18 protein-coding genes are annotated in these 26,121 nt (G+C 37.0%); 9 read left to right on the top strand and 9 right to left on the bottom strand.

The window, feature by feature from the left end; translation table 11 throughout:
* The first annotated feature begins 3 nt into the window (after positions 1-3).
* From NCE97_RS00745 to NCE97_RS00725, 5 genes are all read left to right on the top strand, one after another.
* Positions 4-918, top strand: a complete 915-nt coding sequence (locus NCE97_RS00745) for a FecR family protein (RefSeq protein ID WP_353776953.1) — start codon at positions 4-6, stop codon at positions 916-918.
* The gene (locus NCE97_RS00740) at positions 902-3,415 is read left to right on the top strand and encodes a TonB-dependent receptor (RefSeq protein WP_353776952.1); all 2,514 of its coding nucleotides are present in this window, start codon (positions 902-904) and stop codon (positions 3,413-3,415) included. Before NCE97_RS00745 ends, NCE97_RS00740 begins: the two co-directional genes overlap by 17 nt.
* A 47-nt stretch (positions 3,416-3,462) precedes the next feature.
* Positions 3,463-4,050, top strand: coding sequence for a HupE/UreJ family protein (locus NCE97_RS00735; protein ID WP_353776951.1), 588 nt, complete (start codon positions 3,463-3,465; stop codon positions 4,048-4,050).
* A 98-nt stretch (positions 4,051-4,148) separates the two neighbouring features.
* Positions 4,149-4,580 carry a deoxycytidylate deaminase gene (locus NCE97_RS00730; RefSeq protein WP_353776950.1) on the top strand — a complete coding sequence of 144 codons (432 nt, stop codon included), beginning with the start codon at positions 4,149-4,151 and terminating at the stop codon, positions 4,578-4,580.
* Positions 4,580-6,172 carry a S41 family peptidase gene (locus NCE97_RS00725; protein ID WP_353776949.1) on the top strand — a complete coding sequence of 531 codons (1,593 nt, stop codon included), beginning with the start codon at positions 4,580-4,582 and terminating at the stop codon, positions 6,170-6,172. The genes NCE97_RS00730 and NCE97_RS00725 overlap by 1 nt, the downstream gene beginning before the upstream one ends.
* On the opposite strand, the gene NCE97_RS00720 is transcribed toward NCE97_RS00725, so the two are convergent.
* The 3 genes from NCE97_RS00720 to NCE97_RS00710 are packed head-to-tail and all read right to left on the bottom strand — an operon-like array spanning position 6,173 to position 7,564.
* Positions 6,173-6,778 (bottom strand): FAD-dependent oxidoreductase, encoded by a 606-nt coding sequence (locus NCE97_RS00720; protein ID WP_353776948.1) that lies wholly within the window; start codon positions 6,776-6,778, stop codon positions 6,173-6,175. It abuts the gene before it with no gap.
* The gene (locus tag NCE97_RS00715) at positions 6,771-6,980 is read right to left on the bottom strand and encodes a hypothetical protein (RefSeq protein ID WP_353776947.1); all 210 of its coding nucleotides are present in this window, start codon (positions 6,978-6,980) and stop codon (positions 6,771-6,773) included. The genes NCE97_RS00720 and NCE97_RS00715 overlap by 8 nt, the downstream gene beginning before the upstream one ends.
* Positions 6,981-6,982: 2 nt before the next feature.
* On the bottom strand, positions 6,983-7,564 hold the full coding sequence (locus tag NCE97_RS00710) for a MarC family protein (protein ID WP_353776946.1): 582 nt from the start codon (positions 7,562-7,564) through the stop codon (positions 6,983-6,985).
* Between the two features lie 90 nt (positions 7,565-7,654).
* Between NCE97_RS00710 and NCE97_RS00705 the strand changes: the two genes are divergently transcribed.
* Entirely contained in the window at positions 7,655-8,218 is a 564-nt protein-coding gene (locus tag NCE97_RS00705) for a DUF3109 family protein (RefSeq protein ID WP_353776945.1), read from the top strand.
* 2 nt (positions 8,219-8,220) lie between these two features.
* Here NCE97_RS00705 and NCE97_RS00700 read toward each other — a convergent pair whose 3' ends face one another.
* Positions 8,221-10,200, bottom strand: coding sequence for a tetratricopeptide repeat-containing sensor histidine kinase (locus tag NCE97_RS00700; protein WP_353776944.1), 1,980 nt, complete (start codon positions 10,198-10,200; stop codon positions 8,221-8,223).
* 1 nt (position 10,201) lies between these two features.
* The gene (locus NCE97_RS00695) at positions 10,202-10,936 is read right to left on the bottom strand and encodes a LytR/AlgR family response regulator transcription factor (RefSeq protein ID WP_353776943.1); all 735 of its coding nucleotides are present in this window, start codon (positions 10,934-10,936) and stop codon (positions 10,202-10,204) included.
* 688 nt (positions 10,937-11,624) lie between these two features.
* Here NCE97_RS00695 and NCE97_RS00690 point away from each other — a divergent pair.
* Together NCE97_RS00690 and NCE97_RS00685 are read left to right on the top strand one after the other, a co-directional pair.
* Positions 11,625-12,605, top strand: a complete 981-nt coding sequence (locus NCE97_RS00690) for a ribonucleotide-diphosphate reductase subunit beta (RefSeq protein ID WP_353777476.1) — start codon at positions 11,625-11,627, stop codon at positions 12,603-12,605.
* Between the two features lie 121 nt (positions 12,606-12,726).
* Positions 12,727-15,207: a ribonucleoside-diphosphate reductase subunit alpha gene (locus NCE97_RS00685; RefSeq protein WP_353776942.1), complete on the top strand. Its 2,481-nt coding sequence runs from the start codon at positions 12,727-12,729 to the stop codon at positions 15,205-15,207.
* A gap of 84 nt (positions 15,208-15,291) precedes the next feature.
* Here the strand turns inward: NCE97_RS00685 and NCE97_RS00680 are convergent, their stop codons facing one another.
* Positions 15,292-16,398: a hypothetical protein gene (locus NCE97_RS00680; protein ID WP_353776941.1), complete on the bottom strand. Its 1,107-nt coding sequence runs from the start codon at positions 16,396-16,398 to the stop codon at positions 15,292-15,294.
* Between the two features lie 119 nt (positions 16,399-16,517).
* Between NCE97_RS00680 and NCE97_RS00675 the strand changes: the two genes are divergently transcribed.
* Positions 16,518-17,777: a hypothetical protein gene (locus NCE97_RS00675; protein ID WP_353776940.1), complete on the top strand. Its 1,260-nt coding sequence runs from the start codon at positions 16,518-16,520 to the stop codon at positions 17,775-17,777.
* A 45-nt stretch (positions 17,778-17,822) separates the two neighbouring features.
* Here NCE97_RS00675 and pbpC read toward each other — a convergent pair whose 3' ends face one another.
* From pbpC to NCE97_RS00660, 3 genes are read right to left on the bottom strand one after another with little or no spacing between them, the layout of a single operon-like run.
* Positions 17,823-20,174 carry a penicillin-binding protein 1C gene (pbpC, locus tag NCE97_RS00670; protein ID WP_353776939.1) on the bottom strand — a complete coding sequence of 784 codons (2,352 nt, stop codon included), beginning with the start codon at positions 20,172-20,174 and terminating at the stop codon, positions 17,823-17,825.
* Complete coding sequence (locus NCE97_RS00665) at positions 20,171-20,482, bottom strand: antibiotic biosynthesis monooxygenase family protein (protein WP_353776938.1); 312 nt, start codon at positions 20,480-20,482, stop codon at positions 20,171-20,173. The genes pbpC and NCE97_RS00665 overlap by 4 nt, the downstream gene beginning before the upstream one ends.
* A 2-nt stretch (positions 20,483-20,484) precedes the next feature.
* Complete coding sequence (locus NCE97_RS00660) at positions 20,485-26,064, bottom strand: alpha-2-macroglobulin family protein (RefSeq protein ID WP_353776937.1); 5,580 nt, start codon at positions 26,062-26,064, stop codon at positions 20,485-20,487.
* Positions 26,065-26,121 lie beyond the last annotated feature (57 nt).

Below are 26,121 nucleotides of genomic sequence, written 5' to 3'. Positions count from 1 at the left end.
GAGATGGCAGTGGATAAGGATCAATTAATAGAAAAATGGCTAAGAGATGATCTCTCAGAATCAGAAAAGCTAGCGTTTTCTCAGTTAGAAGACGCAGACTTTAATGAGAAGATTGTTGAAGCAGCCAAGGCTTTCAGAGCCTCTAATCAAAGTAAGACTGAAAGCTTTCAGTCTTTCAAGGATGCTTATGCCGTAAAGTCAAACAAAAAAACATTTAGGCTCAATACATTTTTAAAGATAGCAGGTGTTTTTGTTGTTGGGATAGGTCTATACCTCCTTACGCTAATCTCTAATGGTGATACAACATTTGAAACCAGTATTGCTGAGAAACTGAATTTTAAACTACCAGACAATTCCGAAGTTGCTTTAAACGCTCAATCGCAAGTAACATTCAATGAAAATACTTGGAATGATAAAAGGTTGGTAAACCTTATAGGAGAAGCTTATTTTAAAGTGGAAAAAGGTGCGACATTCGATGTACTTACCGAAAGCGGAACTGTGACAGTAGTTGGTACAGAATTCAATGTAAAGCAGCGAAATAAGATGTTTCTGGTTGAATGTTTTGAAGGAAAAGTTAGAGTTCTGGCATCAGGTGAGGATGAGTTGCTAGAAGCAGGAGATTCTTTTAGGTTAATTAATGGGGAAATTTCTAAAGATACGACTGTAAACACTCAACCCGACTGGACAACTAATAAAAGTAATTTTGAACGTATTCCATTCTCTGAAGTCATTGATGAATTAGAACGACAGTATGAGATCGAAATACGTTTACAAGACGTTGAAAACAGTCGTTTATTTACTGGTGGTTTTCCACACGAAAATATTGAAAGCGCATTAATTGCCATTACAAAACCCATGAACCTAACCTACAAAATACTTGAAACCAACCAAGTAGTTATTCATGGGCAAGACCAATAAGTATTACACCATCTTTTTAGGACTCTTTCTGCTGCTCAATATCAGTGGGTATTCACAGCAGGCCCAAAAACCATCGCTTGTTGAAGTCTTGAAGCAAGTTGAAACACGATACAACATTCAATTTAATTATGCTCAAGATGTTGTAGAGAATATATTCCTCGATTTCCCTGATGAAACCCTTGGTTTGGCTGATGCTCTAAATTATTTACGACAACAAACAAGACTCAATTTTAACGTACTAGATAATGCATTTGTAATCATCAGCAGGCCAGATGATTTAATGTTATGCGGATTTCTTAAGGATGAAAGTACGCAAGCTCCAGTAGCCTACGCAACCATTCAATCTGGAAACGATTCTGAAGTTAGTGATGAGAGTGGATTTTTCAATATAAAGATAGAACGGCCAACGGATTCAATAGAGATAAGGCACATTGGATATAAACCCGTAAAAGTTCAGGTTAGTCAATTTCAAAATTCAACTTGCGAAGACATAGTTCTAAGTCAAAATATCGAAGCCTTATCAGAAGTTTTGCTATCTAGCTATATTGTCCCTGGAATAAGCAAATTGAATAATGGAACATTCCAAATAGACGTTTCAAAATTCGACATTTTACCAGGTCTGATAGATACCGATATTCTTCAAGCTGTACAAGCATTTCCCGGGATACAAAGTGTCAACGAAACCGTTTCTAATATTAATATCAGAGGAGGAACCCATGATCAAAATTTAATACTTTGGGATGGTATAAAGATGTATCAGTCAGGACACTTTTTTGGATTAATATCTATGTACAATCCTCAAATTACCCAAAAAGTATCGCTTCAAAAAAGCGGATCAGATGTATCACTTACAGATGGCGTTTCCGGGACTATTGCAATGAATACAGGTAGCGAATTGAACCAGGATTTTACCGCTAGTGTTGGCGTTAACTTTACAGATGTAAATGCTTTTGCAGATATCCCTATCGGAAAAAAATCGTCAATACAAGTAGCCGCTAGAAAGTCGCTAAGCGATTGGGTAAAGACACCAACATACAATACGTTTTTTGATCGCATTGTCCAAGATACTGAAGTGACTAATAATGTCGATGAGGTGATTAATTCTAATCAGGATTTTGACTTCTACGATACGTCATTTCGTTGGTTGTATCATATAAGTGAAAAGGATCAACTACGATTGAATTTCATCAACACTAATAATGAATTGATGTTCGATGAGGTTGCTGTAGACAATTCTGAAGAAATTTCAAGACGAAGCAGCCTGAAGCAAAACAGTATTGCTGGAGGGTTGTCTTATGAACGCACTTGGAGCAGTAAGCTAAGTACTTCGTTTGAAGTTTATGAAACAGATTACAAACTCGAAGCAATCAATGCAAACGTTTTGGATTCGCAACGATTTCTTCAGGAAAATAAAGTATCGGAAACCAGTGTAAGATTAAAGGCAGACCACAAGATTAGTCCTCAAATAAGTTTAACCAATGGATACCATTTTGTAGAGACCAAGGTTACTAATTTAGATGATGTCGATGTGCCTATTTTTAGAGCATTGATTTCTGAAGTGGTCAGAACCCACGGTGTGTTTTCTCAGATAAACTGGAGCTCCAAAGACAAAAACACTTTTGCCAAAGGAGGGCTGAGGTTTAATTATATAGATAAGTTCGAAAAAATCATAGTAGAGCCACGAATTAGCTTTAACCATCGCTTAGGGAAGTATTTTACCTTGGAAGTTTTAGGTGAATTCAAACATCAATATACGTCTCAGATTATCAACTTTCAAAATGATTTTTTGGGAATCGAAAAAAGACGATGGCAATTGTCCAATGATAACACAATACCAATTCTGAGGAGTAAACAAGCCTCAGTTGGTATTCATTACAATAAAAAAGGCTGGTTAGCGAGCCTGGAAAGCTTTTATAAGAATGTCGATGGCATTACAACCCAAAGTCAAGGGTTTCAAAATCAATACGAATTTGTACGAACCAGTGGCAGTTATGATGCATTTGGGTTTGATGTTTTGTTGCGAAAGCGCTTCAAAAAAACAAACATTTGGATGAGCTATACCTTTCTAAACAATGACTACGAATTTGATGCTTTGCCAGAACAGAATTTCCCAAGTAATTTTGATATTACACATGCAATTACTCTTGGTTCGACATACACGACAAAGTCTTTAAAACTATCAGCTGGCTTGAACTGGCACTCCGGAACTCCTGCAACACCAATCAATACTGGTCAACCTATAATTGATGAACAAGTAAATTTTGGAGCTGCTAATAGTACTGAGCTTAATGATTACTTTAGAGTTGACCTCTCTGCAATCTATAAATTTAATTTAGGGCCAAAAACAAAAGCTCAGTTTGGGCTATCCATCTGGAATGTTTTAGATAGAAATAACAAGATCAACCGCTTTTTTAGGATCGATGAAAATAATGTCGACAGGATTATCCAAAACTCTCTCGGGTTTACACCAAACGCTACATTTAGAGCATATTTTTAAATATTGGGCATAAATTGTACTTTTGAGCACAACCCTAATATTTCACTATGCTTGACGAATTTTGGTTCAACGTAAAATATGGGATTAACCATGTGTTAGATATCAATGGTTATGACCATGTCCTTTTTTTAATGGTACTTACAGTACCCTACCTTTTTAAAGATTGGAAACGTGTTTTACTTTTGGTTTCCACATTTACACTTGGACACACCTTGTCTTTGGTGCTTGCAGCCTATGATGTTGTTAGTGTTAATGCAGCTTTGGTGGAGTTTTTAATCCCAGTTACCATACTTATTGTAGCCTTGTATAATGTATTTACAGCAGGCAAAACCAAGAATGAAAAAGTAGGCGTTTTGTTCCTTTCCACACTGTTTTTTGGATTAGTCCATGGGCTTGGTTTTGCGAGAGAATTCCTGTTGTTTTCAGGACAATCAGAAAATAAATTGGTGTTGCTCTTAGAGTTTGCATTAGGAATCGAAATTGCCCAACTCATCATAGTATTCGTCGTGTTGTTCTTAGGCTTTTTGGGTCAAACCATATTTAGGTTTTCAAAACGCGATTGGGTTATGGTAATGTCTGCAATAGTAGTAGGCTTAGTAATACCTATGATTTTAAATAGCGATTTATTGTCTTAAAATATTTAGAAACAGGCCGAAGTTTTGGTAAAACTTTAACTTCGCTTTTATTGTAAAAGCAACACTTACCAAGTATATTCGTTAATACAAAAGATAGAATGCCAGAAGAAAAACAACTGCGATACGATAAGGCTTATTTGAGAATAGCAAGAGAATGGGGAAAGTTATCGCATTGTAAGCGTAAACAAGTTGGAGCCATAATTGTGAAAGACCGAATGATAATTTCAGACGGTTACAATGGTACACCAACAGGTTTTGAAAACTATTGCGAAGATGAAGAAGGCTACACAAAGTGGTATGTATTGCATGCAGAGGCCAATGCTATTTTAAAAGTAGCTGCGTCGACACAATCTTGTAAGGGAGCAACCTTGTACATTACATTATCGCCTTGTAGAGAGTGTAGTAAACTAATTCATCAGGCAGGAATTGTAAGAGTAGTATATAGTGAAGCTTACAAAGATGATTCTGGCTTACGTTTTTTGGAAAAAGCAGGCATTGAGTTACAACATATAGAAGATCTAAAAGCCTAATGGCAGAACACAAAAAATACATCCCGCTTATTATTGGTATTGCAGTTGCTGCTGGAGTCCTCATAGGAGGCAAGCTAAACTTCACGGATAAGTCCGATCGCTTGTTTACAACCAATAGTAAGAAGGACAAACTCAACAGGCTTATCGATTATATAGATTATGAGTATGTAGATGAAGTGAATACGGATAGTATTGTCGATGTTACTGTAAATGGTATTTTGGATAACCTTGATCCGCATTCAACCTATATTCCCAAAGAAGAATTACAACGCGTTACCGAAAACATGAAAGGTGACTTCGTAGGTATTGGAGTTAATTTCTACACCTACAGAGATACCGTTGTGGTGATTCGTCCAACTGAAGGAGGGCCAAGTGAAAAAGTTGGTATCAAATCGGGCGATAGAATTATAATGGCTGATGGAGATTCTATCTATGGAAGAGATTGGTCCAATGATGATATTGTAAAAAAGCTGAAAGGAGAGAAGAACACCAAAGTCAAGCTAAAAGTGCTTAGAAAAGGTGAAGATGAGTTGTTGGACTTTACAGTAAAGCGGTCAGATATTCCAATTAAGAGTGTTGATGCAGCGTACATGTTGACAAACAACTTGGGCTATATAAAGTTGAATCGATTTGCAGAATCTTCATATAAAGAGTTCAAAACTGCGCTAGATAAGTTACAAGACCAAGGCGCAACAAAGCTAGCCTTAGATTTAAGAGATAACTTAGGAGGTTTTATTGGTATTGCAGAGCAGATAGTAGATGAATTCTTAGAAGATGATAAGCTAATTTTATTTACAAAGAACAAAAGAGGAAAAGTAGAGAAGAGCTTTGCAACACGACGTGGCGATTTTGAAGAAGGTGATATCTATGTGATGATGAATGAAAGTTCAGCATCAGCCAGTGAAATTGTTGCAGGCGCATTACAAGACAATGATAAAGGAACGATAGTTGGAAGACGTTCTTATGGTAAAGGATTAGTACAACGCGAAATGGCATTGGGAGATGGTAGTGCTGTACGTCTTACAGTATCTCGTTATTACACACCAACAGGAAGGTCAATACAACGCCCTTACGAGAATGGTAGTAGCAAGCGTTACTATCAAGATTACTACAAAAGACTTCGTACAGGGGAACTTAGCAATAGTGAAAATATTCAGGTTGCTGATTCCTTACGTTTCGTAACGCCAGGCGGAAAGGTGGTTTATGGAGGCGGAGGTATCATTCCTGATGTGTTTGTGCCATTAGATACCAGCGTACAAAATGAAACTCTAACGTATATCGAGCAACGCGGATACATAAGCTATTTCGTATTCGAAGAATTAGATAAAGATAGAAGTCTTTACAAAGGTGTTACTAAAGAAGACTTCATGAACAATTTTGATGTGAGCGATGATGTTGTCGTTCGATTTCAAGACTATCTAAACTTTAGAGAACGTACCAGAATTACGTTTGTAGCTTATCATGACCAAATAAAACGTATGATAAAAGCCGCATTAGGCCAGCAATTGTATGGTGATAATACTTACCATCAAATTCTCAATGAAGATGATAGTATGGTCGAAGAAGTGATTCTACTTAGTCGAGGACAGTAATTACTTTACCTTATCATGAATTTTGGCATGCTTACCGCCATTCCAAAGTGTAAGAATATCTGTAGCAACTTGCGCACCACTACCCGAAGCAATAGCAAATTGGCTACGCCATCCTGCTAAAGTCCCAGCGACATAAAGATGTTCCTCAATAAGGTGATCCGTGTTTTTAAGCCAAATTCTATTCTTTTCTGCGTTAGCTTTTGGATGGGCTTCAATATAATCCTCAAGGCCTTTTATAGTCAATAGATCGGTGTATCCAACAGCAACCACGACGAGTTTGCTTAGATAAGTGCCTTTGTTTGTAGTTACTATAAAACCATTTTCACTTTTTAGAATTTCAAAGACTTTTTCATTAGCAATTTGCTCTACATGCGGATATAGATCAGCTAATTGTTGTTTACCACTTTCTAGAATTGAAGCTCCTGTTGTTCCTGGTTCCAAACCGAGAACATTATTAAAAAGCGCATTCTGAAGATGCGATGCCTTCTGGTGAACAATAATTCCAACACGCTTATCTTCAGCAAAAGGCTTAGGTTTAGCAGATCCAAGTACTAAAGCACAAGACATCCCAGCTGCACCGCCTCCAATAATTAAAGCATCAAACATTAGGCTTTCCTTTTGAGAGTTTTTGTATTTGCTTTGAGATGTTTAAAATCCAAACAAGTGCCAGGGCACAAAGTGCTGCCAATATGGTAATGCAAGCCACTAGGCTTTCACCTTCAAAAAGCCCATCAAAGTTTAGTTTGGTAGCGTTTAACACAATAATCCCTATGGCAATTATTGTAAATACGATTGAAAAGGTTCTCATAATTAGATAAGTAAAGCTTTAATATTTGCTGCAAATAACTTTACAGCTATGGCTAGCAAAATTACGCCAAAAACTTTACGAATAATGTTAATACCGTTTTTACCAATAAACCGCTCTATTCTCGCTGAAGTTTTCAGTACAAGATAAATGAAGAGTACATTGAATATTACAGCAATGATTATATTTTCTATTGCAAACTCAGCTCTGAGCGATAACAAAGTTGTTAAACTACCAGGCCCAGCAATTAACGGAAACGCTAGTGGAAATACTGAAGCAGTTATCGCGCCATCACCATCATCTTTGTAAAGCGTTATGCCTAAGATCATTTCCAAAGCAATGAAGAAAAGAATAAATGCACCAGCGACCGCAAAAGAGTTTACATCGATTCCTATTAAGGACAACAGACTTTGTCCAACAAACAAGAATACGATCATAATAACACCAGCAATCAGCGATGCCTTTTCACTTTGAATATGACCAACTTTTTTCCTTAGGTCAATAATAATTGGGATGTTTCCGATGATATCTATCACAGCAAACAACACCATAAAAGCCGTAAAAATTTCTTTAAAACTAAGTTGCATTTGAGTATAGATTTATATTCGCCGCAAAGGTCGTTATTTAATTATGATTTCTACTATTAAATAAACGTAAACTTTAATTACTTTTGAGACATGTTTCAACTAGGAAAAACAATAGTTTCGGAGGATATCATTGAGCGCGATTTTGTATGCAATCTGTCTGCATGCAAAGGTGCTTGTTGTATTGATGGAGATGCAGGAGCACCATTAGAAAAGGAGGAAACAGAAATTCTGAAAGAAATATATCCTAAAGTGAAGCCATTCCTAAGGCAAGAAGGTATTGATACTATTGAAAAACTAGGTGTTTTTGTAACTTCTGAAGAAGGAGAGCTAGAAACACCATTAATCAATAATGCAGAGTGTGCTTACGTCATTTTTGATGATAAAGATGTTGCGCTTTGTGGTATTGAAGAAGCCTATAATAAAGGAGAAATTGATTGGAAGAAACCTGTGTCTTGTCATCTGTATCCAATACGCGTTAAGGATTACTCAGAGTTTTCTTCTGTGAATTACCACAAATGGCAACTTTGTGATGATGCCTGTACACTAGGTAAAGAACTGCAAGTGCCTGTTTACAAATTTGTAAAAGAAGCTTTGATTAGAAAGTTTGGAGAGGATTGGTATACCGAATTAGAGAAAGTAGCCAAAGATATGTAGCATTAAGCGGTCTTTAACGTGTGTTGTTGTATCGGAATGATAACAACTACTTTTGTGCCACACGCCTTGCCATTACCATCAAAAAGATCTTCAATGTTTAGCTTATAGTCGCCAGCATAATCCTTTGAGAAATTAGCTAATCTTGCCTTAGTAAGGTCAATACCAACCGACTTCCGCTTCAGAAGTTTAGCTTGATTAATTCGCTCAGATTCCTGCCTTCCAATGCCATTGTCAGTAATACTTATAGAAATATATTCTTGGTCTGGTTTAGAGACGTGTAACGCTATACGCTTGTCTTCTGCTTTAGAAGACAAACCATGCCAAAGCGCATTTTCCAAGAAAGGTTGAAGGATCAACGAAGGCACTTTTATGGTTGCCGTTTGTATATTTTCATCTATAACAACATTAAAATCAATAGCGTTAGAAAACCTGATGTTTTCAATATTCATATAGAGTTGCATGGTTTCAAGCTCTTCCTCAAGGCTGATATCTTTTTCTGTCGTAGCCACCAAGATTTTTCTAATCAGCTTAGCAAACTTATTAAGATAGTAGACGGCATTCTCCTTTTCATTATTAATGATGTATAGCTTTATCGAATTGAGCGAGTTAAAGATGAAGTGCGGATTCATCTGGTTGCGCAACATGTCTTGTTCTAACGTAAGAATTTGTTTTTCTTTTTGAAGTTTTTCATTCCTATTGAAGACAATAATCAAGGTAGCAATGAGTATCAAACCAAGCATTGCAAACAAGAATATACGTTTGTTTTTTTCGAGCTTGGACCGTACAATCTCATTCTCATCAGCAAGCGCTTTAATCTCTCTATTCTTAGATTCATTTTGATATTCAATAATCACATCATTTGCATATTGAAGATTTCGCTCGTTGGTAATGGTATTATCCATTTCGGTAGCAAGCTTGTAGTGATGCATAGCCAATTTATGATCACCTTGCATGGTATATAAATCTGAAAGATGTTGATTGGCTAGTACGATAGAACTTCTTAGGTTGAAGTTAGTTGCGGTTTCCATACCTAAGCTGAGGTGTTCCTTGGCACCATTGAGCAAACCTAATTCTTTCTCGAGCCATCCCAAATTGATGTAGGATGAGGCAATGTAAAACTTGTCTCCAATTTTTAAAGCTTTCTCTAAAGCTTCCTCAATGAGTGGTCTTGCCTCTTCATACTTTTCTTGCTTTATGTAGACTTTACCAATACTATTATCACATATCACTCGTCCCAGATCAGAATCAATAATATTATTGTAGCCTAGAGAGCGTCTATAATTGGTCAGTGCTTTCTCTAAGTTGCCTTTAGCTTCTTCAGCATAACCAATATTATGATAATTTATGGCTAACCCAAGCTTATTATCCTCTTCTAATTCGATGGCAAGGGATTTATCGAACTGAGATATTGCCAAATCCCATTGCTTTAAAGCAAGGTAGATATTACCCATGCTGTTCTGAGACACGGCAATGCTTCGCTTTAAATTTTTAGTTCTGTCTTTTGTTGATTCCGCAAGATTAAGTGCTTTGGTGTGGTAATCGAGAGCAGGTTTAATAACATCCATACGTCTGTACACAACACCGATCATGTTTAATGAAATGACTTGTAGCTCTATATTGTCAACACTTTTAGCTAGTGATTCTGCTTGTTTGTGGAAATCGATAGCAGTTTCGTAATTAGAAATATCTCTATTGATGATCCCAAGAGCATTTGAAGCATAACCTTCTCCTAGCGCATAGTTTTCTTGTTTGGATTTATCTTTTAAAGAAAACATCTTAAGGCTATCTTTCTGATATGACCATAATACCGAATCTAAAGCCACATAATTATCAGGCTTGAGCTTTAGTATTTGGTCTACTTTAGAAATAAATATAGAGTCATTAGCATTCTGGCTATAGGTAAATTGCAAGCAGAGTAATAGCAAAAAGGACAATGCCTTAAAGGAAGAAGAATTAGTAAATCTTAGGGGAGTTACTGACATGTCATAGTTTTTCTAAAAAATCGGATTTACGTTGCCTAGCCACAGGAACCTTATGGTTACTGGTCATTACGACATAGCCTTCATTCTTAATAAATTCTTTAATCTTATTTAAGTTTATGATGTACGAGTTATGGATTCTGAAAAAATAATTATCAGGCAGTATGCTATTAACTTCCTTTAGTTTTTTGGTGACAACAAGCTTCTGTCCACCTTCCATAAATATGGTACTGTAGTTTCCGTCAGACTCAGCCATAATGATATCATCCACATCAACAAAAATTAATTTTCCATCTGTATTGATCGTGATTTTCTTTTTGTTGTGATGACTATTAAAGTTTCTCAGAGCCTCTTCAATTTTGGTAGAGTTCACCAAGCGACTATTAAATTTTCTGATTTTTTTCAGAGTATCCTCTAGATCATCAGAATCTATGGGTTTAACCAGATAATCTATAGCCTCATGCTTTAAGGCTTTTATCGCATATTCATTGTAGGCAGTAGTAATAACAATAGCAAACTCGGTATTATAGAGTTTGTCCAAAAACTGAAATCCGTCCATTGTCGGCATCTGAATATCAAGAAACAAACAATCTGGAGTGTTGGAGTTGAGATAGGTAATAGCTTCGTGAGGATCAGAAAACGTTTCCACAACCTGTATCTGGTCGCTAAAATTATTTAACTCCCAAGACAAGCTTTGAATAGCTTTAGGCTCATCGTCTACAATTACTGCTTTAATCATCGTATTTCAAATATACTAATAACTCCAACAAGCCTAGCTAAGCAGATGTATAGATTGTTGGGTTTATTGTGTAGAAAGTAAGGCGATTGCCTTTTTGGCTCGTGCCATTTATACATTTTTTTGAGCCATTTATACATCCGCATAAATATATAGTATATGGTTTTAGATATTTGTAATAATAGTGCTGACCTTAACATAAAATATAGAGTGATCGTGGGGATTCACTTTAAGTTAGATTAAATGCTATTAATCACAAAAGTCAGGGTTGATCTCTGACTTTTTACTAACTCTAGAATTTCAACTGAAAAGTGTTTTTTAAATAGTTTTAGTTAGTTTAGTTAATTATTAGGGAAAAGAGAACCGACTTCGGTTCTCTTTTATTTTTTGAACTCACCAAGCCATTTTTATAAAGGCAAAAATCTAGAAAAAATCTAAGCTGGTCGCGGTTTTCATGTGCTTTTTCTTACGCTAATTTCGTTTTGTTTAACGTTTGTTAAATTATTGAAAATCAGTAATTTATATGAATTTGAAATAAAAAATGAGTTTGCTACAAATCTTAAATTTTGTTAAAAACTTGTTGACAATGTTCATAACTAAGTCTTTCATTATTAGAGACATTTTTCAATCTTTGTTAGTCCCAAATCACACGAAAATTTACATCCATTTTTTAACATTTAATGAAGAAGATATGTCTCAACAGGTAGAACCAATTTTGCAAGAAAACAAAGACCGATTTGTAATTTTTCCAATCCAACATCATGATATTTGGGAATGGTACAAAAAGTCTGAGGCAAGTTTTTGGACTGCAGAAGAGATAGATCTTCATCAAGATTTGACAGATTGGGCAACTAAGCTAAATGATGATGAGCGTTATTTCATTAAACACATTTTAGCATTTTTTGCTGCTAGTGATGGTATTGTAAATGAAAACTTAGCCGAGAATTTCGTAAATGAAGTTCAATATAGTGAGGCAAAGTTCTTCTATGGATTCCAGATTATGATGGAAAACATCCACAGTGAGACCTATTCTTTGCTTATTGATACTTATGTGAAGGATGAAAAAGAAAAGGATACTTTATTCAATGCCATTGAGAATTTCCCAGCGATTAAGAAAAAAGCAGATTGGGCTTTAAAATGGATAGATTCTCCAAGCTTTGCTGAGCGCCTTATTGCTTTTGCAGCTGTAGAAGGAATTTTCTTTTCAGGAGCATTTTGCTCAATTTTCTGGTTGAAGAAGCGTGGTTTAATGCCAGGATTAACCTTCTCTAATGAATTAATCTCAAGAGACGAAGGTGTGCATTGCGATTTTGCTGTGCATTTGCATAACAACCACCTGGTAAACAAAGTACCAAAAGAACGTATCAGAGAGATTATTGTTGACGCCCTTAATATAGAACGCGAGTTCATTACCGAATCCCTTCCTGTTAGTTTAATAGGAATGAACGCAAACCTAATGACGCAGTATTTAGAATTTGTTACCGATCGTCTTTTAGGCGAATTGGGTTGCGAAAAAGAATACAATACGGCTAATCCATTTGATTTTATGGACATGATATCGCTTCAAGGAAAAACCAACTTCTTTGAAAAGCGTGTGTCCGAATATCAAAAAGCAGGAGTCCTAAACAAAGAGGAAGAAGAAGACAAGTTCAGCTTCGACGCCGATTTCTAGGAGTCCATTCAACATTAATTAATCCAGAATAATAATTCGAAGTTGTCTTACAGACAGCCTCGCAGAATCTAACTAACTAATTTTCCGAAGGTGTATCGGAAACTAAAAAACTAAGTAAAGTATGTATGTAGTAAAAAGAGACGGTCGCAAAGAACCAATGATGTTCGACAAGATCACCTCAAGGGTGAGAAAATTATGCTATGGATTGAACGAGCTAGTAGATCCAGTAAAAGTAGCAATGCGTGTAATAGAAGGGTTATACGATGGTGTAACCACTAGCGAATTAGATAATCTTGCAGCAGAAATTGCAGCAACGATGACCACAGCGCATCCAGATTATGCAAAGCTAGCAGCACGTATTTCGGTCTCAAACCTACATAAGAATACCAAGAAAACTTTCTCAGAAGTAATGGAAGATTTATATACCTATGTAAATCCTCGTACTGGCAAAAAAGCACCGTTGCTATCTGATGAAGTCTATAAAGTCATTATGGATAATAAGGAGAAACTAGACTCTACTATTATCTATAACCGTGACTTCGGATACGATTATTTTGGATTCAAAACTTTAGAACGTTCATACTTATTGAAACTTAATGGACAAATTGCTGAACGACCACAGCACATGCTCATGAGAGTTTCTGTAGGAATTCATTTAGACGATATCGATGCGGCAGTGGAGACTTACGAACTCATGTCCAAAAAATACTTTACTCACGCGACACCAACTTTATTTAACTCAGGTACACCAAAACCACAAATGTCTTCTTGTTTCTTACTAACAATGAAAGAAGATAGTATTGATGGTATTTATGATACATTAAAACAAACTGCTAAGATTTCGCAATCTGCAGGAGGAATAGGATTATCTATTCACAACATTAGAGCAACAGGAAGTTATATCGCAGGTACCAATGGAACATCCAATGGTATTGTGCCAATGCTCAGAGTATTCAACGATACAGCGAGATATGTAGACCAAGGAGGAGGGAAGCGTAAAGGAAGCTTTGCCATATACCTAGAGACTTGGCATGCAGATATTTTTGATTTCTTAGACCTTAAGAAAAACCATGGTAAAGAAGAAATGCGTGCACGCGATTTATTCTATGCAATGTGGATTTCGGATTTATTCATGAAACGTGTACAGGAAGATGGCGAGTGGACCTTAATGTGTCCTAATGAATGCCCTGGATTGGCTGATACACATAGCGAAGAGTTTGAAGCCTTGTATACAAAGTATGAAGCTGAAGGAAAAGGAAGAAAGAAGATCAAAGCAAGAGAATTATGGGAGAAAATCCTTGAATCTCAAATAGAAACAGGAACACCTTATATGCTGTATAAAGATGCAGCAAACCGTAAGTCTAACCAAAAGAATCTCGGAACCATTAAGTCTTCGAACTTATGTACTGAGATTATGGAGTACACATCTCCAGATGAAGTAGCGGTTTGTAACCTAGCATCAATTGCGTTACCAATGTTCGTTAAGAATGGCGCGTTTGATCACAAGGAGTTATTCCGAATTACTAAGCGTGTGACTAAGAACCTTAACAAGGTTATCGATAGAAACTACTATCCAGTAAAAGAAGCAGAAAATTCTAACTTCCGTCACAGGCCAATAGGACTTGGCGTACAAGGTTTAGCAGATACATTCATTAAGCTGAGATTACCATTTACAAGTGATGAAGCCAAAGCGCTTAACCAAGATATTTTCGAGACCCTATACTTTGCAGCTGTAACGGCTTCTATGGAAGAAGCAAAAGCAGATGGAGCATACCAAACATATAAAGGTTCACCTATTAGCAAAGGAGAGTTCCAACACAACCTTTGGGGAATTAAAGACGAAGAATTGAGTGGTAATTGGGACTGGGCAAAGCTGCGTAAAGATGTAAAGAAACACGGAGTGCGTAACTCGCTATTAGTGGCGCCAATGCCAACCGCATCAACGTCTCAAATCCTAGGAAATAATGAGTGTTTTGAGCCTTATACATCAAACATTTATACAAGACGTGTACTTTCAGGTGAGTTTATTGTAGTAAACAAGCACTTACTAGAAGACTTAGTACAACTTGGATTATGGAACGAAGGCTTAAAGCAAGATATCATGAGAGCTAATGGTTCTATTCAGAATATAGACATCATTCCTCAAGATATAAAAGAGCTTTACAAGACTGTTTGGGAACTAAGTATGAAAGACATTATAGATATGTCTCGCCATAGAGGATATTTCATTGACCAATCCCAGTCACTTAACCTATTTATGGAAGGTGCTACTATGGCCAAGCTTACATCAATGCATTTCTATGCATGGAAGAGTGGCTTAAAAACAGGAATGTATTATCTACGTACTAAGAGTGCTGTAGATGCAATTAAGTTCACCTTAGATACCAAGAAAAAAGAACAACCAGTTGCTGAAACTGTTGAGGTAGACGAAACCGTTATTGCTCAACAACGTCAGCAAGCAGCTAAGAACGCAGAGAAATTTGCTAAGCAACAACAACAGGAATCTGTTGAAGTAGAACCAATGTCGGCAGAAGAAATGAAAGCCCTAATTGCTCAGGCTAAAGAAGCTGAAGGCGATGATTGCTTGATGTGTGGTTCTTAAATTTTTTTAAGTGTAATTTTAAAAGCCCGGCTCGTAGAGCTGGGCTTTTTTTATAGTGAAGACCTATAGAAAAACTTTAATAAATTACTCAATTTTTATTCCGTTGTAGTCTTTAAATCTTCCAGTAATCAACCAGCCGCCAAAATCTTCTGAAACTGCCATGAGCAGTGTGTTTTCACCTTTCTTAAGGTTTAAATAAACACTGTCAAAAAGCCCAACGGTACCCAAATAACGATAGTCTCTGGAGCGCCATCTGTTAGTGCCTTTGTAGATAGGATTTCCATTTAAAATTGCAATGACACGATCGCTATATCCAAACTCAAATAACTTGGTTTGGTCCCTGTCAGAATTTATAGTGATTTTGGCAAAAACCGTGTTACCTTTAGAACCATCTCGCAGGACAATCTTTTTAGAAATATTGGCAGCTGTACCTTCTTCAACAGTAATAGTACCTTGCCAAGTTCTGGAGTTTATTAAAGAATCAATCTTAGAAGGAACATTCACTAAGGTTTCTTCAAACTTATTGGAAATCTCCCAACTATTTACCAAACCTTCAATAGCTTCACGTTCAATAGGACTGAAGTCAACTAGTGTGGATGTAGTGTCATCAACCTTAACATTTGCGATATGAAAACCAGATTGGTTACCACCTCTAATAATTACTTGACCTTCCTGAGGAGGAAAGAATAAGTTCCAAGATAGGTTAGGGGTTTCAGAATAATCTAAAAATACCTGCGCTTTATTCTCATTAACAACAATCTTTACATGCGTCCAATCGTCGTATTTATAGTTATAAGGAAACGAATATTTTGGTCCAAAATACAATTGCCATGGTGTAATTCCATTGGTCAGAGCCGCCGCTTGGTTAGCATCTGGTTTTCCAGGCAAATGAGGTCTTATATACCATTGCTCGCTGTCTAGCCCTTTAGCCCTAAAATACACACCTGGAAACGCTTGTGTTTCTTTCAGGAAAATATCAAACTCTATTGTGCCATTTTTGAACGTTCTGTTTTTCAACGTCATGGCGCCAGCTTGTAAGTAGATAGCATCTTGTCCTTTGTAGTTTTCGAGAACATAAGATCTAGCATTAATAGTCCAATGCGTCGTGTCAATAGGAATACTATTTTGCGAAATGCTAAACTGAAATACTAATAGTAAAACTAATGATGGTAATGTGTATATAATTTTCATGTCCGTTTTGTTTGATGAGTATAAAGCTCAATGATAATGTTCTAATTGGCGAAACAAGTTGGTTCAAAACTGTTCAATGTTGTACAAATCACAATTTTTAGAGACTTTTGTTTAATATCATGAAGACATACAAAGAATACGAACTGGTTCAGGAGTGCCTAAGAGAAATCGAAGCGAAATTAGGTTGGGGCTCTGCTACACAATGGCATAGCGATGTGTTTGTTGAACTTAGCGAAGCGATTCAAAAAGAAACTAATGTGCTTTTGAGCCCTACGACATTAAAGCGCGTTTGGGGGAAAGTTAATTACGACAGTGCACCGAGCATTAGCACCTTAAATACTCTGGCTCAATTTGCTGGCTATTTGAATTGGAGAGCATTCAAGAACAAATCGAATACCGATGAGGTCAATGAACCTGAAGATAAATCTGGAAAAGGACAAACAAAGGTGTTTGTATATGCATCCATAATTGCGGTGCTTTTTATTTCGTTGTTTTCCGTGATTGGAAGCATTACCGATAAGAACAAAGACTTTGACTTCTCTAAGATGGAATTTGAAAGCAGACCGATTGCTAAGGGTTTGCCGAATTCTGTTGTCTTCGATTTAGATTTAAAAGGAGTAGATTCCGATAGTATATATATACAGCAGTATTGGGATGTTACTAAAACCATCAAACTGAAACGGAATCAATCACAAGCAACAGGACAATATTATTTTCCGGGTTACTTTAGAGCGAAGCTATTAGTTGATGGCGACATTAAGAAAGAGCATGACTTGTTTATAAAAAGTGAAGGCTGGCTTGGCACGATAGATTATAGTCCTATTCCAAAGTATTTTGATGAAAGCAATATTAAAAGTGAAAGCTTAAAACTTTCTGACGAAGCTATAACTGAAATTGCGTCGAGTGAAAAGCCATTGGTCTCTACGTTTCATCTCGTAGATGAATTTGATCATCTTTCAGCAGATAATTTTGTATTAAAAACGGCTTTTAAAAACGTGTATAATGACAAATGGGCTGTTTGTGAAACTTCGAGAGTTGTAATATTAGGGACTAAAGGCGCTATGATTGTTCCGTTTTCAATTCCAGGTTGTGTTTCAGAACTAAGAGTCCTATTGAATGATGTGTTTTTGAAAGGTAAAGAACACGATCTATCAGCTTTTGGTGTTGAGCTATCGGATTTCAAGGATATTGAGATTCATGTAGAAAACAAGAATGTAAAGGTCTCAGTTGATGACGAAGTAATTTTTATGAAGCGTTATAACGAATCTATTGGTAAGGTTGTTGGTGTTCGGTACCGGTTTTTGGGTGCTGGTGAAGTTGATTATATAAAGCTGATGGATTTAAACGACAAGATGCTTATAGATACTGACTTCAACTAGTTACCTCTCGAATGCACTCGAGGAGACAAAAGTGCAGCAACACGTCTAATTAGAAATGGTAACCTTTCTTTTTGCCTCATTTCCTAGAGCATCTACAACTGTGATATAATGTTCGCCCACACTAGGTAGAACAGCCATATCATGAATATCCTTAGTACTTCCTAGATATCGATCATCCAAGTACCAATAGACAGTCGTTTCGGGTTTGGAGTGTGCCAGTTTTAGAACAAGCTCATTCGTAGTGCCGTCTAAATCTTTAGGTAAAAAGATGTTGCTACTTTCCTTAGGATAGATAAAAGCTAGATTAGTAGTTTCTTCTGGACTGCAATCCATCCTAAACTTTGGCAACGGTTGATAAAACGGATTTTTGGTTTTGTAATAATGTGCCATCAAAGGCGGAAGCACAAACCATGACTTTTGATGTATACTATTCATAGATTCGCAAGACGTGTTCACGCGATACTGGCCACTAATATCCAAATGCACCAAGACATGATAAGGACAAGGTTTGGTCTTTAAACCACTTTGCTGAATGTATTTCGATTCGGAAGCATCACAATTTGGAGATGCTCTGTAGCCACTCAATGCACAAATACTAACTTCTTGCATTTCGTCATAAGGTTTACTGAACCACTCACTATTTGGGAGTAAATCAAAAACATCAAATAGTATAGGCGCAGCAGTTTGTACACCAACCAATCCAGGACGTCCTTCGCCATCAGCATTTCCAACCCAAACGCCAACGGTATAGTCTTTTGTAGTGCCAATAGCCCAAGCATCTCTAAACCCAAAGCTGGTTCCTGTTTTCCAGGCTATCTGCTTGGAGCCATCATAAAACTCCCAATTATCTTCCCCTTCAGGGCGATTTACTTCTTTCAGGCTTTCGAAGGTGAGGTAAATTGAAGCAGCATCAAATAGTGGTTTTTCTTGCGTTTTGTTGCCAAGATCTATACGTTCGGAAGCAATAAGTTTTGGCTCACAGAATTCATTAGTATAGTATTCGCTAGAGGTTTCACTAAAATGATTTAAGGTTGAAGACATTGCAGAGTAGCTTTTGCATAAGTCCCATAGATTACTTTCGGCACCACCGAGAATGAGTGACAAACCGTAATGATTTGCATTTTTCGTAATGTCTTTGAGTTGAAGTTTTTTGAGGTAATGGTGAAAACGATCCAGACCAAATCGTTGAAGCATCCGTACAGAGGGCACATTCAGTGAACGCGATAATGCTTTACTGGCTGGTATAGCACCATCAAATTCTTTATTGAAATTTTCTGGAGCATAGCTGCCAAATTGCGTTGGTACGTCTGGCACCAAAGTATTAGGTAAAATATCTCCAGCATCAAGCATAGCAGTATATAAGAAAGGCTTCAGAATACTGCCAGTACTTCTAGGTTTATTAATAATGTCCACATGATTTTGATGTGCTTTATCTGTTGGGGAATTACCAATATAGGTAAGCACTTCTTTGGTGTTGTTATCTAAAACTAAAACGGCAATGTTGTAAATTTCATTTTGCTTCAGAAGGTTGTAGTGATTTTGAACAATGGTATTGGCTTGATGTTGTAATTGTTTATCTACAGTGGTCTGTACGTAGTTGCCACGATTTGTCTTAGCAATTCTTTGTAATAGGTGAGGTGCTATCTGAGGCAAAGGATAAGGCTTTTGAGGAAGACTCTCTACGATAGACAAATCGTAAGTTAGCGAATCGATGATTCCTTTGGCGAGCAACTTGCTCAATAATCGGTCTCGTTTCTTTAAAAGCCGCTCCTGATTTTTACCAGGATAAATAAGACTTGGTGCATTTGGCAGTACAGCCAATGTAGCACTTTCTGCCCAAGACAAATCATTGGGATGCCTGTTGAAATAGCGCCAGGACGCAGCATCTAGCCCAACGACATTGCCACCAAAAGGTGCATTACTAGCGTAGAATGCCAATATATCTTCTTTTGATTCTCTAAACTCTAATCGAGTAGCAAGAACTATTTCCTTCGCTTTTTCCAGGTAGGTTCTAGATTGTCCTTTTCTAGATAGTCTGATAACTTGCTGGGTAAGTGTGCTACCACCACGTTTTACACTACCAGAACTAAGATTTTGTTTCAGTGCTTTGAATATGGATATTGGGTTAAAGCCAGGATGCTTGTAAAAGTATTCATCTTCAAAATGGACAATACATTGCCTGAATTTTTCTGGAATACTGTCATTGTGCGGAAAACGCCATTGCCCATCATTAGCAATCAAAGCACCTAAAAGTTCATCATTATTACTCGTAATGACAGTAGCCGTTGGATCTTTAAAAAGTTGTTTGGGTAAACAGAAATAATAGGCAATCAAAAGTACAGCTATAACAGCCGACTTTACCTTATTGCGCTTTATGTAGTTTATAATCTTTTTCAACGGTTAAATTCGTACTCTCGTTCCACCTTGCAAATCCTAACATTGTAGTACTTGTACCATTCAGTGATGCCTCTGTGCTGAGCTTCTCTATGCTCCGCATTACGTTTCCAATGTTCTATGGCTTCAAGAGATTCCCAATAACAGATGGTTATACCAACATCACTTCTTGCGCTATCCATACTAATAAAACCCGGTTGTTGTTTTGAGAGTTCTGCCATACGTTGTGCCATGGCATTATACACTTCGCTAGGTTTTACTAATGTCGATGTGAATATTACTGCGTAATACGGTTTGAAATCAGTATTCATATTTATTTTTCTACGGTTATCCATTGTCCTTTTCCTCTAACTAGGAACTCATTATCATACATAGCTTCAGCCTGAACTCCTGGGAGGTAATATGTTCCTAAATAGGCAGCATTGAGCATTACATTAAAGGTTCTGTCATCACCAGGTTTACCTTTCTTTCTTAAGTCGAAATAAAAGTTTACACGATCGTCTCTGATATCTGTATATCTGGCTTGACTAGTGGTACTACTTCCAAAATCTGTAAATCGTGTGTTCACAATTTCCCAACCCGATGGGAATATTTGAGTGAGTGCGACATCATTAACATTTTCATACTTCAAATTAGAGACCTTTACAGTAGCAACAAAATCCTGTCCTTGTTGTAATTTACGGATGTCAATGTTGTTTCCTTGCAAATCTTTGTAGACTACAGATACACTAAGACCTCTTTGTTCGCTCACTTCTTTACCTAGAGCCAGTTTTCCAGAGTTAAGCACTCTAACAAACACAACGTTATTCTCTTGATTGGTAATACTTATGGTATTCTTTCCGTTGTTTACCGTCAAGTCTCGTTGCGCAATAGCACTTTGGGTATCGATAGTTTGGGATTGTCCATCATTAGTGAATTGAATCTTTAAAGCTTTTCCACCATTAGCATTTACCATTTTTGCCATAGCCAAAAGACTATAAGCAGTGGTCTGTGTGCTCATCCATCGACTACTTGATAATTCCTTAGCAATGGTTTTAGCCATCTCTCGGGAGCGATTATCTTTAGTAATGACCATGGTTTCTAGTGCCATTGCTCTATTTCTGTTTACGGAACCATAGGTGTAATAATTAGATCTAGGGGGTTCGAACTCAATATTTGCTGTAGCCGCAATTGCATCACTAGCTTCTTTTTGTCCAGCTAAAGCATAAGCTGCAGCCAATCGCCATTTGGCTTCGTTGGAGATTTCGGAGAATTCTCGTAGTCTGTTCATTGATGCTAAGTCTGGACTACCTGCCAAGGCAAGAGTATACAAACGATAGGCTTGCGCTAAATCTGAATTGTAATGGCGATAACTAGGACGCCATTGCCTTGAGACTTCTTTCTGATAACGAATCCAGTTGCTTTTAAAGGTCAGTGGTAATACAAAGCCTTTTTTCTCAGCTTCAATCATAAAATGTCCAGCATAACTTGTTCCCCAATCATTGGCACTGTGCTCTCCAATCCAATAACTCATTCCACCATTTGGTCTTTGGAAATTACCTAGACGCTTTATGCCATTTTCAATATTAGATTGGATTTCTTTCTTCTTATCGAAAGGCAAATCAAAAATATCTGCTAGGAATAATTGCGGGAACACACTCGATGTGGTTTGCTCCACACAACCATGGGGATATCGAATCAAATACTGTAGACGACGAGAAAAATCCATCGGTGGCATGGTAGAAAACTCTATAGTTGCAGAATTAGTACCATCCACACCAAATGTATCAAAAGAGAACTCCTGGGTTGCGTTAGGCTCTAACGTAATTTCATGAACTTTTGAAGTATAAGGATTTGGGTTAACTACATCTAGCTCTACTTTATATTTTGAAGTTTCACCATGTCCTTTTGCTATGACTTCTACTGTATTAATGCCTTTAGCTTTGCTGACATCGAGTTCGAAGAACGCCATTTTTTCATCAGGTTTAGCAAAATTTAATCGTTGAGAAGAGTTACCGACTACAGAAATACCGTCGCTCATTTTTAAGCTGATGTCTACATTTTTAATGTTGTTTTTAGTAGCAAAGACCGTTACAGGCAGTGTTACTTTTTCACCTGGGCTTAACTTACGAGGTAAAGTCGCCAATACCATCAACGGTTTATTGACTTTTACAGTTTTGTCTGTGCTTCCATAGGCTTCTGCTCCAACGTTACCTGCAACCACCATAGTTCTTACAGAACCAATGTAGTTAGGCATTTTTATCTTGTGAGTTTTACTATTGCCAGGACTTATTGAGAAAGGACCTAAGAACTTCACTACAGGTTTAAAGCGATTGGCTTTTTTGTTTTTACCACCTGCTGCGCTGCCATCACCACCAATTGCAAAGACCTGGTCAATACTTCCGCCATAAGCTCCAATGACATCATCGTAGATGTCCCAAGTTTTTACACCTAGGGCTTCACGCTTATAAAACTCATCCCAAGCATTTGGTGTCTTAAATCTGGTAAGATCCAGCAATCCTTCTTCAACCATGGCAATAGTGTAGGTCATGGCTTTGTTGTTTTTTTCAGAAACTGTTACTTCAAACTCCTGTTCTGGCCTTAATTCATTAGGCATTTGTATTTCAGGTTCTAGCTTGGTTACAGGGTCTTCAACCATAATAGGAATAACACCATATAGGCGTATTGGTAAATCATTTGCCGTAATCGCATGAGGTTGTAGCAATGAAATATTCGCAAATACATTTGGAGCCATTTCAGAAGTAATAGGAATGGTAACTTTAGTTTCACCTGGAACTGTTTTTACCCATTGTTGCTGTAAGATTTCGGTGCCGTTTTCAATACTTACTAAGGCTCGTCCTTCGCTGCCAGAAGGGAACGTTAATACCGCATTATCTCCTACATTGTATTGCTCTTTATCTGCAGAGAATATCAGCATTTTAGCATTTTCCTGATTCTGATTAGAAGCGTTTTGCCACCAGTTTCTGTAGAAATAGGCAATACGTCCTGTCGCATGACCACTCTTTGGATCGACAACTCTGATGAGGTAACGACCACGTTCGTTTTCTGGAATATTAATTGTGAAACTTGTTTTGCCTTTGCCGTTGGTATTCAACGTCATGTTTTTGTAAGGCTTATGATATGAATTAGCTACGTATGATGCTAAATTATCGTATGAAGAATTCCACCACCAACGCCAATTGATTTTGTAAACCTTTACCTCGAGCCCATCTCGTTTTATAGGCTTTCCTTGAGGGTCAACAACTACAATATCGAATGTTTGATCTTCATTAGTGAAGAATGAACCATAGGCTCTACCTTTAGGGGACTTGAGACCGACAAAAGCATCATAAGGTGCATAGGTTTTTGAGAATGCATCCATCGAGAAATCACCTCCATTTTCAAAAGCTCTTACCAAGAATTGTGCATTCAATAACCCCGGTGCACTTTTTCCAATACTGAGTTGTTTGTTGATTTTGGCTAAACCATCTTCATTGACATTGCCTTCGAAAATGATAGTCTCTTCAGTTTGAAATTTTCTCGCAGGATCACGGAAGACATAATTTTTGTAATCTTTAAAACCTTTATAAGAGTTGCTAAACTTAGCTTTGATTTCCGTCTTAACGTTTTTAGCAGGCGCACCATGAAGCCATTTTACATCCAAATCACCTTGAAACGGTTTGTTGCCCGATAGAATGTCTTCGTCGAAATCGAATTTTATTTTTAAGCGATTAGGCTTTACGGTTTCAACTTTGAGGGCTTTGTAGAACTTAGCGCCACCAACAGAAATCTTAGCATTCCAATTCCCTGTTTTACTTTCTGTAGAAGTAGGGACAGAGAAGGTATATAGATTGTTGAGGTTATCTGGTGTTACTTTTTTATAGGCTAGTTTTCCATTTGGGTCTGTGATTTCAAGTTTTATAGGATGCCCTTTAGGTAATTTGTTACCACTGTCATTCAGCATAAAGGATAAGTGCAATGTATCACCTGGTCTCCAGACACCTCTTTCGCCATAAATATATCCTTTAAGACCGCGTTGCAAACGATGACCAGAAACGTCGAACTTACTTAAGGATAATGACTTGCCATCTCTAAGCTTAATATATGTGGCATTTTCACCTTTGGTAACTACAGCAAAGGCTGCACGATTATTAGTTTGCAGTTGTGCTAAACCATCGGTATCTGTTTTAGCAGACGTTAGTTCTTGCTGTTGGTAATTGTAAAGCCTGATTGTAGCATTACTTTCTGGATTAGTATTTAAGATATTGGTTACAGCAAAGTAATAATCCTTATTGGCACCATGCTTTACAATAACACCAAGGTTAGACGATAATAGATTTTGCGATACTATTTTGTTTTCGTTGAAATAGGCCTGATGGCATGGGTTATCTCGTTGTCTCCAGTTATAATATCTGTTGCGTCTATAATTGTAAGTAAGATTATCCCAATACTCTTCTTCTCTTATGTCATCTTCTTCAGGTGTTGTTTCAGCATAATCATTGTAATCATCTTCATAATAGTCTTCTTCGTAATAATCCTCATTATCTTCAGAATTGGTAATGTTTGGATTGCTCTCGCAATTGTATAGTGAGTAAGCTTTTTTATAGCTTAATTCTACGCGATAAATAGACCCTGGATTTGCTTTAAAATATTTGGAAAGATCTATACCGTAAGATTTCCACTTTCCATTATTTTCTGCTTCGGTTTGTAATTGTATTGTTTGTTTGGCAATACGACGACCAACTCTTCGAATTTCGTGACGATTGTTACTATTTAGATCATTTTCCTGTAGAAATTGAAGCACATTGTTTTCGAATATTTTTATGATTCTGACATCTACAGCACTAAGATTTACGGCTTCAAAATTGAAAGTAAGCTCTTTGGAGTTTGGTAAAATAACACCACTGTTTAAGAGTCTTACCTGAGGTTTTATATCTTCAAAAGTGATAAGTTCTGAAAAAGGGTTTCTTAGTTTATAGTCATCAGTATTCTTGATGCCTTGAAAGACATCTACCTGAATGTTCCCAACTAATTTATTGCTAGGATAGACATTAAGTACATTACCCACTACAACAAATCTTGGATTTTGACTGTTTTGAATAGTGACCAATCCATCAAAGTTTTGTTGAGGTTTTATAGGGTCTGAAAAGTTGATGCTCAGCAATTGCTCTGGAAATTGTACAACATCGACCTTTGTTATCGTGAAGTTGTTTTTGCCAGGGATAACGATTTCATTTTCACCAGAATGATCTGCATCAATAGGTTTGCCATCCCAAACCACTTTAATTTTTGAATCTTCTACAAGACGATGTATGCTGTCTATTTTAAAACCAAAATTTCTCTCATAAGTTGCAGATTCATCCCATACCAGATTAAGTTCCTTTCCATCTTGAGTGACTTTAACTAGCTTTTTGGCATCTCCAAGTTTTATAACATCAGCAGATTTTATAGTTGCGCCAATGTATTGCCATTCTTTAGAATAGGACTGCAAACTGTTAGTCACAATATTGAAGTTTGGCGTTATGGTTTTGAATTGAAACGTATAGTTTTTGAATTCTGAAGGAATGTCGTTATAGATCTTCCCGAGCTTTACAGTCACAGTATATTCTGTATCTGAATCTAATGACTCATCTGGTATAAAATGTAGCTTACGCTTGCCTTTAGTGATAAGTTTACCAGAAACATGTGGCTTTATGGATAGAATATTGTCGTCAATTTCTTGATCGAGTTCCCAACCCGCTACACTATTGGCTAAATTTACTTCTATTGGTGCTGTAACAGAGACTTGTCCTGAAGTTGTGTAGCTAATGAAATCTTTGAATCGGAAAAGATTATCTGTTTCTGTGTCTTTCTTTTTGCACGAAGCGGCTAAAGCAATGATGAGTGCTAAAACCAAAAATTTCTTGATTTGCATAGGGTTGATGGATTTAAAATGAACTTAGATTTAAAAGAAAGGTAGGTCTTTTCTTGT

The sequence above is a fragment of the Winogradskyella sp. 3972H.M.0a.05 genome (assembly GCF_040493455.1).
Lineage (GTDB): Bacteria > Bacteroidota > Bacteroidia > Flavobacteriales > Flavobacteriaceae > Microcosmobacter.
This window is presented reverse-complemented; position numbering and strand designations above follow the sequence as displayed.

Coding starts and splice junctions, on each gene's coding strand:
- NCE97_RS00685 (WP_353776942.1), top strand. CDS start 12,727: ATGTATGTAGTAAAAAGAGACGGTCGCAAAGAACCAATGATGTTCGAC.
- NCE97_RS00730 (WP_353776950.1), top strand. CDS start 4,149: ATGCCAGAAGAAAAACAACTGCGATACGATAAGGCTTATTTGAGAATA.
- NCE97_RS00740 (WP_353776952.1), top strand. CDS start 902: ATGGGCAAGACCAATAAGTATTACACCATCTTTTTAGGACTCTTTCTG.
- NCE97_RS00690 (WP_353777476.1), top strand. CDS start 11,625: ATGTCTCAACAGGTAGAACCAATTTTGCAAGAAAACAAAGACCGATTT.
- NCE97_RS00725 (WP_353776949.1), top strand. CDS start 4,580: ATGGCAGAACACAAAAAATACATCCCGCTTATTATTGGTATTGCAGTT.
- NCE97_RS00745 (WP_353776953.1), top strand. CDS start 4: ATGGCAGTGGATAAGGATCAATTAATAGAAAAATGGCTAAGAGATGAT.
- NCE97_RS00735 (WP_353776951.1), top strand. CDS start 3,463: ATGCTTGACGAATTTTGGTTCAACGTAAAATATGGGATTAACCATGTG.
- NCE97_RS00720 (WP_353776948.1), bottom strand. CDS start 6,778: ATGTTTGATGCTTTAATTATTGGAGGCGGTGCAGCTGGGATGTCTTGT.
- NCE97_RS00715 (WP_353776947.1), bottom strand. CDS start 6,980: ATGAGAACCTTTTCAATCGTATTTACAATAATTGCCATAGGGATTATT.
- NCE97_RS00705 (WP_353776945.1), top strand. CDS start 7,655: ATGTTTCAACTAGGAAAAACAATAGTTTCGGAGGATATCATTGAGCGC.
- NCE97_RS00680 (WP_353776941.1), bottom strand. CDS start 16,398: ATGAAAATTATATACACATTACCATCATTAGTTTTACTATTAGTATTT.
- NCE97_RS00700 (WP_353776944.1), bottom strand. CDS start 10,200: ATGTCAGTAACTCCCCTAAGATTTACTAATTCTTCTTCCTTTAAGGCA.
- NCE97_RS00710 (WP_353776946.1), bottom strand. CDS start 7,564: ATGCAACTTAGTTTTAAAGAAATTTTTACGGCTTTTATGGTGTTGTTT.
- NCE97_RS00665 (WP_353776938.1), bottom strand. CDS start 20,482: ATGAATACTGATTTCAAACCGTATTACGCAGTAATATTCACATCGACA.
- NCE97_RS00695 (WP_353776943.1), bottom strand. CDS start 10,936: ATGATTAAAGCAGTAATTGTAGACGATGAGCCTAAAGCTATTCAAAGC.
- NCE97_RS00660 (WP_353776937.1), bottom strand. CDS start 26,064: ATGCAAATCAAGAAATTTTTGGTTTTAGCACTCATCATTGCTTTAGCC.
- NCE97_RS00675 (WP_353776940.1), top strand. CDS start 16,518: ATGAAGACATACAAAGAATACGAACTGGTTCAGGAGTGCCTAAGAGAA.